We start from the raw sequence: 18,279 nt of genomic DNA, 5'->3' as shown, positions 1-18,279 counted from the left end.
TCTTGTGCCAGTGCCAACGTAACATGTACGACAGGTTACATCCTTAAATGTCGGGGAATTATCGCGTGAAACTTGCATATATCCTCAATACCTATCCGCAACCGTCCCACAGCTTTATCCGCCGCGAGATACGCGCCCTTGAGGCGCAAGGCCATACTGTCCTGCGCCTCGCCATGCGGCCGAGTGATGCAACATTGGTTGATACGCAGGATGTAGAGGAATCCGTCGCGACAAAATATATTCTTGAGGCCGGGGGCAAGGCGCTCCTCGGGGCCACGTGGCGCGCGCTGCGCCGCGATGCTGTCGGGTTCTGGTCAGCCCTCAAAACAGCGGTCGCTTGCGGCAAGCGCAGCGAGGTGGGTATCCTTCGCCACTTGATCTACCTCGCCGAGGCAGCATCGGTGGCTGAGGCTTGCAAAGCGGCCGAGATCACGCATGCCCACGCTCATTTCGGCACGAATGCCGCCGCCGTTGCGATGCTGTCGCACATGTTAGGTGGCCCGCGCTACAGCATGACGGTGCACGGGCCCGAAGAATTTGACGCCCCTCGCACCCTATCGCTGGGAACCAAGGTTGCAAATTCGGAATTTACTGTCGCCATCAGCAGTTATGGCCGCAGCCAGCTGTGCCGTTGGGCCGGCGCCAAAGACTGGGCCAAGATCGAAGTCGTGCATTGTGGCATTGATCCCAGCCGCTTTCCCGAGCCCGCCCCGCTGCCCAAAGGCCCCGCCCGATTTGTTGCCATCGGTCGTTTTGTCGAGCAAAAAGGCCAGCTGATCCTATTAGACGCCATGGCACGCCTGCGGGCCAGCCACCCCGATACACATCTAACCTTGATAGGTGACGGAGAGTTGCGTCCCCAGATCGAGGCGCGCGTTGACGCTCTTGGGATCCGTGACCAAGTCACATTGACCGGCTGGGTCGACGAGGCCCGCATCTTGTCTGAGTTAGAGGCAGCGCACGCCCTTGTCATGCCGAGCTTTGGCGAAGGGTTGCCCATGGTCATCATGGAAGCCATGGCCGCAGGGCGACTGGTGATTGCCACTTATATCGCGGGCACGCCCGAATTGGTCAAAGAAGGCGAAACAGGCTGGCTGGTCCCAGCAAGCGACGTCCAAGCCTTTGCCGACGCGATGGCAAACCTAGCGGCAACAAAGCCTTCCAAACGCAGCACAATGGCCAAAGCGGGGCGCGACCGCTGTCTGGCTCGTCACGATGTAGACAATGAAGCCCAAAAGCTTGCGCGCCTAATGGCCCGCTAACTAGCGACCCCGTGCCCAAGTGTCCTTATCTCGGTGCGGTAGGCGTGTGGCGAGGGCCACAACCGCGTAGACCACAAACCCCATAGGATCGCTCGCAAATCTGCGCCACAGGGGTGGTAGGGTTATCGGGGTAGGATCATCATTGCCCATAAGCGCAGGAAAACGCTGACGTATCTCAGTGACGCCGTGATCCTGCCGGCGGCGAACTATCACCAGTGGCGCAAACCCTTCGATCATCGGCCAGGTATAAATTGCAGGTACCCGTACTCGCTCTGCTGGGGTGAAATTCAGCCGCACAAATGTGTCGTCAGAAATGATGTTCGGAAAATCATCCCACCGCGCCCTGCCCGCTTGATTGACTGCAAACAGGCCAAAGCCCGGCACGCCATCCGTCACAAATGGCAATGTCTGCCAGAACCGCGCATAGGCCCGTGTGACGGCAGCCTGTGCCGGCGCAATCACCGGTGTACCGCTGACGTAGCTAGCCGCGTCATTACGCAGCAGCGCTTCGGACAGTTGCCCGACCAGCGCGGGTGACACGCTCACATCCGCATCCAAATAGGCGCGCGCAGCATAGCGTGCACGCTCATCGCCTGCATTCAGCGCGCCCATCTTGCCGCCCTGCGCAAGCTCAAGCACCTCATACCCCCAACCACGCGCTGCAAACTGATCCGCAAATTCCCGCGCCCGCGCAACCGTGTCGTCCTCGCACCCATTGGCGGCCATGAGCACCTCAACCGCTGACGCGACTGGACCAGAAGCCAACAGCGCCTCAAGGCACGCACCGATATAATCCGCCTCGTTATGGGCTGGGATAATGATACTCAGTCCCGGTTTCATTCGAAGTTCACCAACACGTCCCAACGCGGATTAGAATCCGTCAAGAATCGTAACCCGCCCCAGCTGCCCCATTTTGTCGGCGCATACACGTCCGCATATGCATTAAACAGGTCTCCACCCACATCACGCCAACCTGCCAGAAGTGCTTCATAGAGCACCCCCATTTCCGGCGCATAATTAAGGTGGTGAAAGAACGCTGTCAGTGCTTCGTTATCGAGCATAGGCCCAAGCCCAACGACATGCGTGCCACCCTCATACATGATCAAATCCAACCCGTGTGTCTGCGCCACCTGCGCATGATAGGGCCAGACCCGTTCCACCAGATCGGCAATTGAATCTTGGTTGTTGCCACTGACACGTCCGTCATTCAGCTCGGCTCCCGCTTGCATCGTCGCATAGTCAAACCGTGTCGCGGCAATCTTGTCGTTACGCGCCTGACCTGTCAGGCCATTGGCATCCGCCAAATTCTCTGCGCGTTTCAGGCTCTCAGTCAGCCAGCCATCAACAAGCTCTGCGCGGTCGTCATGCCCTAGAATCCCGCCAAAATACCCTGTGATCGCATAGGCATCAAACGCTTCTGCTGGGGGCGGCGACCCTTCGGCCACGACAAGCGGTGCCTCAAGGATACCGCCCTCAAGTCCCAACCATCCTGTTTGACTGGAGATCACATTCACCAGACGCGCGTCTGCAACAGGGCCGTAAACATCCGACCATATCCGTGCTATCTGCGCCGCCCGCATGCCATAAAACTGAGTACCCACATCATCCTGGTTCCAGCGTGCACGGGCCTGTTCATCCGTCCAGACGGCCTGCTCAAATTGCCAATTCCAAACCTCGTTTGAGTATTCCACATAAGCCTTCAGCTTTGGATCCAGCGCACCTTTTACGTACGTCGCAAAGGCCTCTACATAGGCGTCATCGGCCAAGTGGGGCATGTTGAACCAAGGATCAGTGCCCGTCTCATTCGCCAGCGCCACCATGACTTCCACGGGGGTACCTTTTGCAGCCCATGTCGTTTCCTCAAGGCGCGGCCGCGCATCCCACGTGCTTTGGATGGAATCGTTGGTCGCCATCCAATCCATGAAACGAAAGCTGTCAAACCGCTCCAGCCTCCCGGTCCAGTCGGGATTGAAAATCGCACCAGCTTCAAACAGATCAACCCTGTCGGCGCGCACCAATGTGATGTTGCGAATGGGGTCACTTTTGCTCATCCGTTGGATACGAATATCAACAGAACCATCGCCCGGCGCATAATCAAAACTGACCTCGCCCTTGCCATAACGCTGATTGCTCGCCCGCCCTGTCGCCTCGACGATCCCCTTGCCTTCAAAGCGCAGCACATATCGGCCCACAAGCGAGGTTGCTGTCTGTGGAATATTGGTGAGCACCAACGTCCCCACCGATCCAACCTCGGGTGGCAGATCCAGCACCCAGCCATCCGCGTCTAGATACCCTGCAGCCTGTAAATCGTCGTTCTCCACGCCGCCCCATTGCCCCGCAAGATGGCCAAACCAAGGGCGTGCAGTTTTCATCAGATCAAGGAACGGCTGCTGTGTGCTCCAATCCGTAACGGGGGCCAGACCAATCGCCATTTGCATCGGCGCTTCAGCGCGCGCGCGAGGCGCACTAACAAGAGTTTTCGCTGCGACTGGAGCAATGGGGGCAACCGGCAAGGATGCAACTTCTTCACCGCGGTACTCGCGCACTGCATCCCAAGCCACACGTTGCAGTTCAGCCGCAAGCGCGCCATCAGGACCCTCAAGATTGCCGCCCCAGCGATCTTTCATACTATGCGGCAATCCAGCAGGATCTTGCTCGGTCAGCACCGCCACCTGAACCATCGCGACAAAATAATGCCCGACCGCATTTAGGTGGATGTCATCTTCAAATAGCTGTGCAATATCGCCGAGTTCTCCGACGCGACCCGCCGCTATCTCATCGGCCAAACGTCCCATCGCTTGCCCGGCTGGGATCAGAGCAAACCGTTCAGCAGCCTCTGGAGCACCGCGCTGCATTTCTGCGACGATCCCCTCCCACTTTGGCAAATCGTCATCCAACCTTGCGCGCCAGGGCTGGTCCGCGCCGTCGTCATGCGCGACGGCTTGACCTGTGCCACTGTTGAGGCTGTGCCAGGTTTCTTGCACAAAAATACGCGTCTGTGGATTGGCCTCCAAGGCAAGACCGGCAAAGGCCAGCGCATAAGCACCCGTCTCTGACCATTCCAGATGATTGGCGAGCGGCAATGCCTCGGTCAGGACCAAGTCTGTGATCTGGCCGGTGGGCAGCACAGCGCGGGCATCGACGCCCTCGGCTTCTGCACTGTGTTCCCAATTGTAGATCAACGGCGCGCCATTGATAATCTGGGCCTGCACCTGCGCGGCGGGTGCGCGGGCCTGCAAAGACGTGGCCAATATTTCCGGGCCCGTTTGCCCAAACAAACTATGTCCGATCATCAAAACTGACAGCGCTGTTCCTACAAGGTCCGTCATGCTGAAAACCCGCTCAATGGATAGCTGCGCACCACATCCCACGCCGTCTTTTGCATCAATGCGCCTGCGTCGGCGTCCGGGGCATCCGCCAGCGTGCCATCTGCCTTGCTCAACGCCAATGGCAAACCTTCTGGGCTGCGCTGATAGAGCGCCGCGTAATGCGTACAGGCCACAAGATAATTGCCCAGATCGCTCAGATGAATAGTGTCCAGTGTGCCATCCTCGGTTGTGGCAAATAACGCGTCCCGCCCAGCCACATTACCCACACCCCCGGCGGCATCAACGGCCCGGACAAACCGCGCCAGAACCTGCCCTGCAGGGATCACATATACCGGAATGCCCGCCTTGTCCGCAGCAGGCAGCGCCACTTTACCTTCCCAAAGCTCTGACAGATCGACGTCTATCCGCGTCAGCCAGCCTTTGGGATCATCCGTCGGGTGCCATGTCTCATAAAGATAAACCCGCAGATCGACCTGTGCTTGCCGCCCCATTCCGGCCCAAGCCGCCAACGTATCAGCGCTTTTATGGTACCGGATTGCATCGCGCAGTTCGACCATCTCGGTCAGGATCAACGCGGCGTATTCACCGCTTTGGACGGCCTCATGTGCGGGCCGGAACTGATCATGGGCATTTTCCTCGGCAAAGCCGTTTATCGGAAGGTCGGGATCCAAATGATCCCGTAGCGGCGTGCCCCACCCCAACTGGGACGCAAATTCATGCCCAGCCATCTGCGCCAGCATCGCAGGCATATCCCGCCCGACCAACGAATGGCCCAAGTGGTAGACCGCCATCGGTCCCTCAGGTTTGGTCAGCGACACTTGATAAAGCGCGCGCACCCGGGCACGCCGCCGCTTCTGCCACACACCTGCAACCAGCCCAAACGCCGCCAAGACGCCGCCGCTGACCATCAATCGTCTTGAAAATCGTGAACCCAACATCCGTCTTTCCTTGATCGCCGCTTTAGCCGCCCTGCTGCAGTGCAACACCTGTCACAAGCATACCAGCGGCATGCGCAAACCGGCCAGCCAGCACGTCTCCGGCAACAAATTCCCCTGCGGGAGCTAGGAAACACGCGCTAAATTCCGTCTCGGCCCTGTTGATCGTAACCTCTAGATGGTCAAACCCGAACACGGCACCTGTCAACGGATATTGCGTCTTATAAGTCGCTTCTTTGGCGCAAAAGATCAGCTTTGCCATCAAACCGCGCTCTGCCGCTGGTTGCTCGTCCAACCACGTCAGCTCCGCCTGACCGCAAACCACGTCCATCAAATCAGCTGCCAGCGGCGTATCTTCTTCAAGATCAACTCCAAGCGATGACCACTGCGTCGACGCGCCGATGACCGCCACGCAAGCTGTCACACTATGCGAAATGGTGCCCACCAACCCGGTCGGCCAAATTGGGGAACGATCTAGATCGCTTGGCACAGGTAAAGGTGGCAAACCTAACTGGACCATCGCCGCCCGCGCCGCCGCGCGGCCTGCATAAAACTCGGCCTTTCGGCGCGGCACCGCCCCTTCTAACGCCGGAGCTTCAGACGGATCGACCGCGCCAGGAACGCCAGCCGGATCGCGCGCGGCAATCCCAACGCCCGCAGGAAAAATGGACCCGGTCAGGGCTGCCACAAGCTGCGGATCGATCCGCGCTGTGGTCCCAATCATACGCCAGTCCTGCTACGCCCGGCGCGCATCGCCTTGCGTTTAGACATCGTCTCGGACCGGTCGGGTGCTGGTTCTTCGACGGCTGCAGGCGCGCTGGACCCCTTGCCCATATGGGCGGCCAGACCTTCAAGCGTAGGAAACCGGAAAATGTCGGTGATCGACAATCGATCAGCGCCAAGCGCCGCCTTGATGTCTCTATGTGCTTGTACGGCCAGCAAAGAATGCCCGCCCAGCGCAAAGAAATTATCCGCTGGCTGTATCTGAGAAATCCCAAGGATGCGCGACCAGACCTCGGCAATCGCGCGTTGGGTATCATCCGCTGGCGGAGCACTTGGTGCCGTTGCTCTGGCAGTTTTCGTTTGTGGGGCGGGCAACGCTTTTCGGTCGATCTTTTTATTTGGCGTCAGCGGGAAACGCTCAATCGTAACGATCCGCGCCGGCAGCATGATATCGGGCAATGTACTCGACAATGCGCGCCGCAACGCATCCTCCGAGACAGGTGCTTCAGCGATGACATACCCCACCAACTGCGCGCCTCCTGCGGCATCACGGGCAACAACGACCGCTTGCGTAACGCCGGGCTGCGCTGCTAGGGCTGCTTCAATTTCGCCCAACTCAATACGGTGGCCTCGGATTTTCACCTGATCGTCCGCACGCCCCATGAAACTAAGCGTGCCGTGCACTGTCCAAGCGACCAGATCGCCGGTGCGGTACATCTTGCCAGGTCCAAAGGGGTTGGCCACAAACCGCTCCGCCGTCATAGCTTCGCGTTTCCAATACCCCTGCGTGACGCCGTAGCCCGCGATATACAACTCGCCCGCAACACCTACTGCGCAGGGTTCCAGCACGTCGTTCAAGACATAGGTTTGGGTGTTGGCAATCGGCGTGCCAATATGGGCCGCGCCTTTGCTTTTGGTGACATCTTGAACGGTGGACCAGATCGTCGTTTCCGTTGGCCCATACATGTTTTGGATGCGTCCTCGCGTTGCCAATTGCAGCGCCTCAACCAGCACCCCCGGCAAGGCTTCACCGCCCACCATCATCTCACGCAAGCCCGACAAAGCATGGCGCGTCTCGTCATTGGTCACCAACATCTGTGCCATCGACGGTGTGCATTGCAGGTGGCTGACCTTGTGGCGCATCAACTGCGCCGCAAGCGAATAATCATCCTCTTCCAACTGCGATCCGGCATTGGCGCAGCGCAAGACTTCGGCCAACGGAACAAGCCCCGCCATGACCTCTGGCACGGAGATACCGTAGTCGATTAGACAGGCGATCTCATCCACCCCAATCCGTTTAAGCTGTTCTGTGCGCGCCACGCCGTCCTCGATGGTGCCAAAGAGCCCACTGTCATTGAAATAGCGCTCGAATGCGAAATCGAGGATCGCTTCCATCTCGATCTCATCCAGGCTCTCTAGGTCAACTTGAAACGGGTTCGTCACCCCTTTGGGTTTCTTGAAAGCCGGAAAGGCCCACGCGTATTGCTTGATCAACCCCGCAGCCGACCGCAGGTAATCCTTCATCGGACCGCGCGCGATATCTTCGGCTTGCTGACGGGTTTGCGCCAAATACGTATGCAGCATGACCGTGACTTTGTGATCTGCTGGATCATGCCCCGCACCGCGCAGCGCATCATGGTAAATCTTGATCTTATCGGCGACCTCGTCCACCGACTGGCCCAACAGATGCGTCAGGACGTTGGCACCGATTTGCCCTGCCTCTTTCCACGTCTCGGGATTGCCTGCCGTCGTCACCCAAATAGGCAACTCCTTGGACACGGGACGCGGCTGCGTCACGACAGCAAAGGGAGTGCCGTCTTTGGTCGGAAACTCGACCGCTTCACCGCGCCAAAGCGCACGCAACTGGTCGATAGCCGCATACATCGCAGGCTTGTTTTCAGGGGGGGCGTTTTCGGGGCGTAACACAAAATCATCAGGCTGCCAGCCGCTGGCAATCGCGAGGCCTACACGCCCGTTCGTAAGGTTGTCGATGACCGCCCATTCCTCGGCGATGCGCGCCGGATGATGCAGCGGAGCAACGCAGGACCCTGCCCTTACGTCCAGATTTTGCGTGACCGCAGCAACCGCAGCACCAGTGACCGACGGGTTCGGATAAGGGCCGCCAAAGGCGTGAAAATGCCGCTCAGGAGTCCAAACCGCATTGAAACCATTGGCATCCGCGAATTTCGCACCCTCCAGCAACAACTGGTATTTCGCTGGACCGACGCCATCATCATTACCCCAATAAAACAGATTGAAATCAATCTTGCGGTCCGACACGGCGATAGGTCCGCGGCTCAGTTCTGTGCGACTGTCATCGCCCGCAAGCACCAGCTTAAAGCCGCGCGACAGCGTCCAGAACAGCTCTAGCACCGAGATATCGAACGAAAGGCTGGTCACCGCAAGCCAGACGGAGCCATCAGAATGGTCAATCCGTTCATCCATGCCTGTAAAGAAATTGGCGACATTGCCGTGACCGACCATCACGCCTTTGGGCGTCCCGGTGGATCCCGATGTATAGATCAAATATGCGAGTCTCTCGGCCGTTAGCGCAACGTCCAGGTTCCCCTCAGGGGCCCCGTCCAGACGCGCATCAGTATCCAGCACCAAAAGCGCCGCGTCCCCTTTAGGCAGGCCATCAGCAAGCGCGCTTTGGGTCACAATGATGGGCGCTGCACTATCCGCGATATAATGCGCGATCCGGTCGGCAGGATAGCCGGGATCAAGCGGCACATACGCCCCACCCGTTTTTAGAATACCAAGCGCGCCAATCAGCATATCAGGCCCTCGCGCGATGCTCAGTCCGATGGGGATCCCGGGTCCGGCACCCATATCCCTCAAGACATGTGCCACCCGGTTCGCGCGGGCGTTAAGCTCGGCGTAACTTAGCGATTGCCCTTCAAAAACCAATGCAACCGCATCAGGCGAACGCGAAACCTGCGCCTCAAACGCAGTGTGGATCAACGTTGACGGATCGTAAGACCTCTTTGTATTATTCCATGTCTCAAGGGTCAGCGTGCGCTCTGCTTCAGGCAAACTACGCGGTTCCAATGTGCCCGCCAGCGCCGTCTCAAGGCGGGCCACCAATATGTCCATCGCCGGTTGAGACAGCTGCGATGAGGTCAGAGTGATCTCTGCCTCGATCACGCCAATACTCAGCACCGAATTGTCATCCAGCCTGCCATCCGTCAGCATGATGTCTGGGCGACCTGCGACTATCTGAGTATCGCGCTCTGGCAGATCAACGGCAAAGCCTTGCGCGCCCACAATCTTGTCCAGCTGCGCTGCAACGTCCCCGTCCCCAACGCGCAACGGCAGCCAATCAGAGAGGTACCCGGCAAAGCCCGTTTCCACGGCAACGCCAATATCACCTGCATCCTGCCCAGCGCCCAAAAGCGCCATTGTGCCGATAGCAGCAATCGCCTCGGCTCGACTTGTCCCAGCAGGGATCGCAACGGTTTGTGCAAGCGTTTCACCCGCGTCACCACCCAATGGCACGCCAAGCAGTTCCATCCGCCCCAGCGCATGCCGCCAGCGGCCCTCGCCCTTTGCTGCACGATCTTGCGCGGCCTCTAGCGCCGCATCCGCAGCATCTAGCACATCACCAATTGCCACATCTTGGAGTCCAACACCCGTCAACCGTACGGCACCGTCTGTACAGGCCACCACAATGGCACCATCCGCCACATCCAAGACCGTTCCGGGCGCGCCAGAACCAGCTGCGGCTTCAGCAGCTGTCACCTGCATTCCCCGGCCTTGCAACGCGACCTTAGGAAGGCCCAACGGGTTCCAATAGCCACCAAAATCAAGCCCCCGCAGCAGCGCTGATACCTGTGCCACGGTTTTGGTAAAATCGATCAAACCAAATGGCACAGGCCGCGCATCACGAGCAAAATAACTGCGCAAACTCAGGTCTTGCGCCACACGGGCAAGCGCACCGCTTTCAACCTGTGCCATGACTGTGCCAAAGCTCTCCATCCCGGCTGCGTAGCATTTGGAATTCAGGCTGAATGCTGTCTCATCAGCCGCGATATCAACCAACACCTGCGCCAGCAGATCGCCTTCATCCACGCCACCTTCCAGCATGTGCCAGCTGACACCGTGCTGTGCTTCGCCGTTGATGATCGCCCATGCAGGCGTGTTGAGCCCCGCGTAGCGTGGCAACGGGCCGTCGTGAAAATTAACAGCGCCTTTGCCCGGCAGTGCCAACACGTCATCAGGGATGATCCGCAGGTTCGCGATGCTCAGCAACCAGTCAAACGGGTCAAGCCCAGCACCAACCAGATCGCGCGGAGCGCCGTACACCGCAATGCCCAGCCCTTCGGCCCAACGGCGCACATCCGCATCTTCTGTCACGATCGCCGCAACGTTATGGCCGCCTGCTAAGATCATATCCGCGCAGGCAATGGTCAGCGATTGATCTCCTAGGATGACGCAGGAAAAGGCAGCGGGATTGAAACTCGCAGTCATGTGCGGTCCTCCGAAACAGGTACGCGTGATGTGACGGCATGGGCCAGCAGATCACCAAGGAATCTAGGGGGATCTTGCGGGTGGCGGCGGCCCAAAAGCGCACGCAACCGGTGCAAAGCGCCGCCAGTCAGATGCGCCAGCAACGCTGCGGCCGCATAGGCCCTACCGTGATTTTTAACAAAATAGTAACGACGGGAATCAAACCAATAGCGCGGCATACGTTCCCAAGTTTTCATGCCCGTTGATACAGACCCAATATGCACCACACGGCTTTGGGGCAGGTACCAACATTCCCAACCATCGCGCGCCGCGCGCAGACATAAATCGGTCTCTTCGAAATAGAGGAAAAAGGTCTCATCAAAGGCCCCGATCCGCTCAAGCATCTCGCCGCGCAGCATCATGCTGGCACCCGCTGTCCAATCCAGACGCGTCGCCACTTGTGGAACGCCCATTGGTACAACCGACCCAGCAAACAACCGCGAAAATACGCCCAGTCGTGCAGATCCTTCGAACTCCCCGACGATGGAGGGAAAGCGGAATGCGGTGCAGTGATCCACACCGTCCTCGCCGCGCACATGGCTGCCAGCGATGCCCACTTTTGGGTGGGCCTGCATATGCGACAACAGCGTGCCGATACAGCCCGGATCAGGGAAGGCATCAGAGTTCAGGATATAGACAAAATCAGCCGGCGCACCGTCGCTCATGCCTGCGCGAATGCCAACATTGTTGCCCGCGCCAAAACCGCCATTGACCGGTGATGCAATGACCCGAACCCGGTTGCCAACTGTCCAGCCACGCGCCAGCACTGCCGAGGTGAGTTTATCAAACGACCCATCTCCGGACGCGTTATCAACGATGACCAGTTCAGCACCCTGTTGATCCATGTCAGCAAGTGCTGCCTCGGCGGCGCGCAAGGTCATATCCGGCGTGCGGAAATTTAACAAAACGACAAGCAATCTTGTGTGCATCGCCCTACTCCGCCGCCGTCGCGTGCTGCCAGTCCTGCGCCAGACCTAACGCCTCGGCAATGACCTCGCGCAGCTCAGACGCCATGACAACGACATTGGGGTTCAAAACCATGCTGTCATGGTCTCCCGGCACTTCGATCACCTGCACCAGCGGCGCATAACGTGTCCAATCATTGTCGGCAAAAACATACTCTCGTTCCGCTGATACCCAGTTGCCGCCCGTCACTTTGTAATGGCAGTCCAGCACGGGGCGCAGCAACGTCATTGGGCCGTCCCATGCAGGCGTATCATAACAGCCAACAGCGCGCAAAAACGCGGCTTCGATCTTGGTGTTGTTGAACCCAACTTGCGGTGCCGTAGTCCCAGCTTGGCGTTTCTCACGCTCCCAAGCGATGCGATTTTGCGCCCATTCACTCAGGTACTTGGGGCCCTTCTGGCGCAGTTCGTGCAGCTTTATCAAAGCTTTGTCAGGTCGCCTCAACGATGGGCGCACCGGCAGCGGCGTGTCCAACAGCGCCAAAACAGCGACCTCCTGGCCGACCGCCCGCAACCGTTGCGCCATCTCGTAGGCCGTGACCCCTCCGCCTGAAAACCCCGATAGCAAATAGGGCCCTTCTGGCTGAACCTGGCGCAGCTCTTCGAGATACGCCGTCGCGGCCTCTTGGACAGTCTCATGCGGGGTATCCTCCCCGATCAACCCGCGCGCTTGCAGCCCGTAAACCGCGCGTTCTGATCCAAATTGCAACGCCAGATGGCGTAGGTTCAACACATTGCCAAACATGCCCGCGACCACAAACAGCGGTGCAGCGGTATTTTTGACCCCATTGAGCGGCACCAGATAGCTAAAGCTTGGGCCCGCGGGGACTTTGGCTGGGGCATCATCCCCGGCCTCCCCTTCACCGATCTGAGCGACAATCAAATCTGCACAACCCGCGATGGTCGGGGCCTCAAACAGAACGGAGATCGGGAATTCCACGCCGAACTCACGCTTGATGGTGGCAAAAAGGCGCACAGCAATCAATGAATGCCCGCCAAGATCAAAAAAACTATCTTCGACGCCTACTGGCGACACACCAAGTAAATTGGACCAGATCACAGCCAGTTTTTCTTGCGTCGGCGTGCTTGGGGCCACAAAGGTTCCGTCCAAGTCGGGCCGTTCAAAACTCTGACCCGCGCTAATTTCAACGGGCGGCGCATCGGCCTGTTTGACCAATGCTGCCAACGGAAGCGCACTCACATAAATCTGCGACCGGCCCGAAGACAAAGCGCGCTCAAGCGCCTCAGGGCCCTCGGCAGCCATGATACCTTGGCTGACGGCATAGGCCAGTCGTTCTTCCGCCGCACTCAGCACGCGCTCGGCCCCGGTGCCTTCGTCAAATTCAACCTCGCGAGGGTCCAGTGCTGCGGTTTGCGCCGCAAAGCCGCCAACCAGTCGGGTCATCGAAAAATCACGCACTTCGACCAGCACGGTGCCATCGGGCGCACAGAGCGTCACATCAAACCGCGCGGTGTCGCGCGCCGTTTCTGCAGCAGCGCGCACCCAACTGATCACCTCACGCGGCAAGGGCGCGTGAATGGCGATCTCGCCGTAAGACACAGGCACCCACAGGTCCGCAGCATCATATGAAGCGGCGAGTTCAACCGCCCAACCGGTCGCGATGTCCATCAAGCCAGGATGCAAGATTTGGCCGTCGGTCAGGGCTTCTTCAAGCACCAAACGCGCCAGCCCCTCGCCTTTGCCCAATGCGCGGCTGCGCAAAACCTGCCACTGCGCCCCAAAGGCCAGATGCGCCTCTTGTGGGGTCCGCAGACGCGTCGCGCCAGCCTCTTCGATGGGGCCACATCTGGCGGCAATTGCATCCAGGTCAACCGCCGGGGCGGTCCCCGTCAACGGCACGACCTGAGCCTGCGCATTCAGCTGCCAACCCGCGCGGCCTTCAAACACGACATCGCTGCGCAACTCAGCGGCATAGCCTTCTCCGTCGCGGTGTAGTTGCACACGCATCTGCCGCAAGGTGCCTTCGCTCATGCTTAGCGGGCGCAAGAAATAGAGGTCTTGCAAAGAAAACCCAGTCGCCGACCCTTGAAGTTGTGCCGCCTCGGCCAAGGCTTCGATCATCCCGGTGCCAGGCATCACGGCTGTGCCATCTTCCATCCGGTGCTGATCCAAGAACCAATCCGCTTTGGCATCAAGGGAGGCCTCAAATACGGCATCTCCGCCCGCCTTGACCATGCTACTTGCGAGCATAGGAAGGTTCACCGGCTGCGGTCCCGCAGTCTCAGCACCAAACGCTTCAGCGGCCATGCCAACGTCCGCCCAGACACCCCAATTCACCGCAACTACGCGGGTTTGCGCCCCTTTGCGCGACCGCGCAAACGCGTTGAGGTAATCATTGGCGGCAACGTAATCCACCTGTCCTGCCGCCCGCGTCGCTGTGCTGGTTGATGCAAAAAGCACCATCAGATCGACCGTGCCATCCGGCAAAAGTGCATCAAGCACCCGCAGGCCTTGGACCTTGGGAGCCAAAACCGCATCCACGGCCGCTTGGGTCTTGGCCAACACGGGCGCATCATCCAGAACCCCTGCGGCATGGATCACACCGGCGATGTTGCCCTCGGCCATCAGTGCCTCAATCACCCGGCGCATCTGCGCAAGGTTAACCACATCTGCGACCCGCACGTCGACCTGACCGCCCAGAGCCTCGAGCCGTCTAACCGCCCTAATACGCTGCGCCGTCGCGTTTCCAGCCGCACGCGAAGACAGGTATTCTGCCCACTCCGCCTTGGGTGGAAACGGTGTCCGGCTTAGCAGGACAACCCGCGCGCCGTAAGATTTCAAGAGCTGTGCCGCGATGGTTTGGCCAATGCCGCCAAATCCACCGGTGATCAAATATGTACCACCCTGTTGGAAACCAGGGACATCCGCTGCCTCCAAGTTCTGTGCGGCAAAGCTTTGCACGTAACGCCGCGCATCGCGGTGAGCGACGACAGCATTCACCGGCGTTGCCAACAGATCCTCGATCAGTCGGTCGGTCATGTCTTGGGTGTCAACGTCCTCGGGTTTACGGGCCCAGAATCCGGATGCGACCTGCGGCTCCGGCATCACAAAATCGACCGTGCTACAGGTTAACCCAGACACTTCGCGCGGCAACACCCCAGCGGGGCCGCTGATCATCGCTTTTTCAGGAAAGGCCAACGCCTCGTCTCGGACCTGTACAGCGCCGGTCGTGAAGACGTTTAAATGCACCGGATCAGCCCCATCGCGACTGCCAAGCGCTTGGCCTAACCACATCAAGCTGTAGAACCCGTGCTCCATATTTCGGTCAAAGACACTGCTGCCGGGGCGGTGGTCTTCGTCCTGCCCAGCCAGCCAGAAATGCCCGATCTGATCAGGCCCCATATCCGTCAAGCTAAGCGCTGCAATAAGCGCATCATAGCCGTCGCGGCCCTGTTCAGGGGCCAGCGTAAAGTTCCCCTCACCCAAATCAGCAAAGCTGTCGCCGGCGCGTACAGTCGCAACCCGGTGACCCGCATCTTGCAACCGTGCGATCACAGCGTTAGCAACACCGCCGGCATCCGCAAAGATCAACCAACGCGTTTCTTTTGCTGCCAGTAGCGCCGCATCCAGATCGGCATCAACATCCGCGAACTGCGGTGTCCAGCGCGGGACAGCGCCCCACTCGGCCATGTCATCTGAACGTGCGATGACCGGTTCGGCTTCCACGACCGCTTTGCCGGGGGCTATGAAATAAGGACTGCGTTGGAATTGATAGGTCGGCAGCAAGACCCGATTGCGCCGCGCCTCCCCCCACAACTGATCCCAATCCGCCTCGACGCCGCATGCCCAAAGCCGCCCAATGACGCCGATGAAATATGCGTCATCTGCCACGTCTTGATCAGAGTGCCGCAAGGACGCCAGCACTTGCCCCGGTACCACGGCGGCACACATAGGGGCCAGGGACGACAACGCCTTGCCGGGCCCAACTTCCAAGAATACCCGTTTCGGGCCAGCGGCCAGCGTATCAATGCAATCGGCGAAATTGACAGTATTGCGCAGCTGACCCACCCAGTAGTCGGGGTCCGTTGCTTGTGCCGAAGTGATCATTTGGCCGCTGCGATTGGAAACAAACGGCATCTGCGGGGCTTGCAGATCAAGCGTGGCCAGAAACGCACGGTACTCGGCCAAGATCGGCTCCAGCATCCGCGAATGGGCTGCAATATCGATGGCTATGCGCTGCCAATCGACATCATCCGCACTTAGCCGCTCTTGCAATGCAGCAAGGGCCGCATCAGGGCCAGACACGGCCGTTAGTTGCGGGCCATTGACGCTGGCAATGTCCAGATCTTCGCTCAGATAGCCTTCCAGATCAGCACGGCTGAGCGAAACGCTCAGCATCCCGCCGGGGGCTACGCTGTCAAAGAGCTGACCACGCAGCAGCACCAGATCAATCAGGTTTTCAAAACTCATCACACCAGCAAGGCAGGCAGCAACATTTTCACCCATCGAATGGCCAACCATGGCGCTGGGTTTGACCCCCCAGCTAATCCACAACTGCGCCAAAGCGTATTCGACAATCGCAATCAAAGGCAATTGGACCGACGGTTTCTTTAGCTTTTCCGTCGCCGCCGCACGGGCCTCAGGCTCCGGCAACCACAGGGCGCGAATGTCGTAATCCAGCTGCGCCTGCAGATGTGCCAGCCCCTGATCCATCGCTTCGGCAAAAGCGGGTTCAGTTTCATAAAGATCACGCGCCATGTCAGGATATTGCGCGCCCCCACCGGGGAACATGAACACAACCTGAGCGCCCTCGCCCAGATGATCATGGGTAAAGACCCGTCGGGTATCACCTGTCTCAAGCGCCGCGGCGGCTTCCTCGTGGGTTTCGGCGACGACAATGCGGCGCTTTTCAAACCCACGCCGTCCGTTTTTCAACGTATGCGCTAAATCTGCCATGGGCTGTTCTGGATGGGCGCGCAAATGCGCCGCAAGTGCGGCGGTATTGGCCTCGAGTGCCGCCTTGCTGCGGGCCGAAACCACCATTGGATGAAACGGAAAATCGCTTTCTTCGGATGCGGCACGGACCGGAGCCTCTTGCAAGATCGTATGCGCATTTGTGCCACCAACCCCCAGCGCGTTGATCGCTGCCCGCCGAGACGCATCGCCCCGTGGCCACGGCGTCAATGAAGCGTTGACCGAAAACGGGCTGCCCTCAAATCCAATCGCGGGGTTCGGTTTCTCAAACCCGAGCGACGGCGGCATCGCCTCGTGATGTAGTGCCAGGGCTGCCTTGACCAGCCCGGCAACGCCAGCTGCCGTATCTAGATGGCCGATGTTGGTCTTTACCGAGCCGATGCGGCAAAAATCCTCAGCTTGCGTCGATTGGCGGTAAGCTTCCGTCAAGGCCGCAACCTCAATCGGATCACCCAGATAGGTGCCGGTGCCATGACATTCCACATAGCCGATACTTTGCGCAGCAACCCCTGCAGCATCCAGCGCCTTAACGATTGCCGCAGATTGGCCATCCACGGACGGTGCCAAATAGCCTGCCTTGGCCGCGCCATCATTATTGACTGCAGAGCCCTTGATCACCGCCCAGATGTGATCGCCATCAGCAATCGCATCATCAAGCCTGCGCAATGCGACTGCGCCCGCGCCAGAACCAAAAACAGTGCCTTGCGCGCGGTGATCAAAGGCATGGCAATGACCGTCCGGCGAAAGGATTTCGTTTTCCTTGAACTCATAGCCACGCCCCTGCGGCAACTCGATGGTCACGCCGCCCGCTAGCGCCATATCGACCTCGCCTGCGTGCAACGCCTGACAGGCATAATGGATCGCAACCAGCGATGTTGAACAGGCCGTTTGCAGGTTTATCGAGGGGCCTTTGAGGTCGAACACATGGCTGACCCGTGTGCTGAGGAAATCCTTGTCGTTGCCCGTATGGCGCAGCAAGAACATGCCCACGTCATCCACCAAGTCGGGGTTCGAGCAGATGTTAAAATAGAAATAGCTGCCCATGCCGCATCCCGCATAGACCCCAACGGGTCCGGGGATTGTCTCAGGTGGGTGACCTGCCTGCTCCATCGCTTCCCACGCCACTTCGAGAAACTTGCGGTGCTGAGGATCAAGGATCGCGGCATCTTTTGGGGAAAAGCCAAAGAAATCGGCGTCAAATTCTTCAAAGCCATCGAGTACTGCAGCGGCAGGCACATAATTTTTGCGGCGCATTTTTTCGAGGGACTCGCCCGCGGCCAGCAATGCAGCGTCATCCAAACGCCGGATCGATTCCACCCCGTCGCGCAGGTTTTCCCAATAGGTCTCAACAGACTGAGCACCAGGCACGTTGACGGACATGCCAACAATGGCAATGTCAGTGCTTGTTCCTGCACCCATTGGCTCTCCCGAAAGAGGCCGAAGATCGTTTTTGTGGTCCATGACCATAGTATACCCCTTAGCCCACCTTGCGAAAAGCAGGCCGGAGCCCCCATTTAAAGCATATCAAAAGACAGTGATTTTTACAGACCTAACCGCCTGATTTGGTGCCGAATTTCAAAATAAATCATATGTTACAATGTACTTAGCGGCACCTCTCGT

General features: G+C 58.9%; 8 protein-coding genes. 1 reads left to right on the top strand and 7 read right to left on the bottom strand.

Going from position 1 to position 18,279, the window contains the following annotated elements:
- Window positions 1-65 precede the first annotated feature (65 nt).
- A complete protein-coding gene (locus C1J03_RS07765) occupies window positions 66-1,262 on the top strand; it encodes a glycosyltransferase family 4 protein (protein ID WP_114885273.1) in 1,197 nt (398 codons plus the stop codon).
- On the opposite strand, the gene C1J03_RS07760 is transcribed toward C1J03_RS07765, so the two are convergent.
- Genes C1J03_RS07760 through C1J03_RS07730 form a run of 7 tightly spaced genes read right to left on the bottom strand, consistent with a single transcriptional unit; the run spans window position 1,263 to window position 18,078 of the window.
- The gene (locus tag C1J03_RS07760) at window positions 1,263-2,102 is read right to left on the bottom strand and encodes a glycosyltransferase family 2 protein (RefSeq protein WP_114885271.1); all 840 of its coding nucleotides are present in this window, start codon (window positions 2,100-2,102) and stop codon (window positions 1,263-1,265) included. It abuts the gene before it with no gap.
- The gene (locus C1J03_RS07755) at window positions 2,099-4,591 is read right to left on the bottom strand and encodes a hypothetical protein (protein WP_114885269.1); all 2,493 of its coding nucleotides are present in this window, start codon (window positions 4,589-4,591) and stop codon (window positions 2,099-2,101) included. Before C1J03_RS07755 ends, C1J03_RS07760 begins: the two co-directional genes overlap by 4 nt.
- Complete coding sequence (locus tag C1J03_RS07750) at window positions 4,588-5,529, bottom strand: hypothetical protein (RefSeq protein ID WP_114885266.1); 942 nt, start codon at window positions 5,527-5,529, stop codon at window positions 4,588-4,590. The genes C1J03_RS07755 and C1J03_RS07750 overlap by 4 nt, the downstream gene beginning before the upstream one ends.
- A 22-nt stretch (window positions 5,530-5,551) precedes the next feature.
- On the bottom strand, window positions 5,552-6,250 hold the full coding sequence (locus tag C1J03_RS07745) for a 4'-phosphopantetheinyl transferase family protein (protein ID WP_114885264.1): 699 nt from the start codon (window positions 6,248-6,250) through the stop codon (window positions 5,552-5,554).
- Entirely contained in the window at window positions 6,247-10,719 is a 4,473-nt protein-coding gene (locus C1J03_RS07740; protein ID WP_114885262.1) for a MupA/Atu3671 family FMN-dependent luciferase-like monooxygenase, read from the bottom strand. The genes C1J03_RS07745 and C1J03_RS07740 overlap by 4 nt, the downstream gene beginning before the upstream one ends.
- Window positions 10,716-11,687, bottom strand: coding sequence for a glycosyltransferase family 2 protein (locus C1J03_RS07735; RefSeq protein WP_114885260.1), 972 nt, complete (start codon window positions 11,685-11,687; stop codon window positions 10,716-10,718). Before C1J03_RS07735 ends, C1J03_RS07740 begins: the two co-directional genes overlap by 4 nt.
- A gap of 4 nt (window positions 11,688-11,691) precedes the next feature.
- Complete coding sequence (locus C1J03_RS07730; protein ID WP_114888908.1) at window positions 11,692-18,078, bottom strand: type I polyketide synthase; 6,387 nt, start codon at window positions 18,076-18,078, stop codon at window positions 11,692-11,694.
- Window positions 18,079-18,279 lie beyond the last annotated feature (201 nt).

Source organism: Sulfitobacter sp. SK012 (assembly GCF_003352085.1).
Taxonomy (GTDB): domain Bacteria; phylum Pseudomonadota; class Alphaproteobacteria; order Rhodobacterales; family Rhodobacteraceae; genus Sulfitobacter.
The sequence above is the reverse complement of the archived record's forward strand: the minus strand, read 5'-3'. Positions and strand labels throughout refer to the sequence as shown.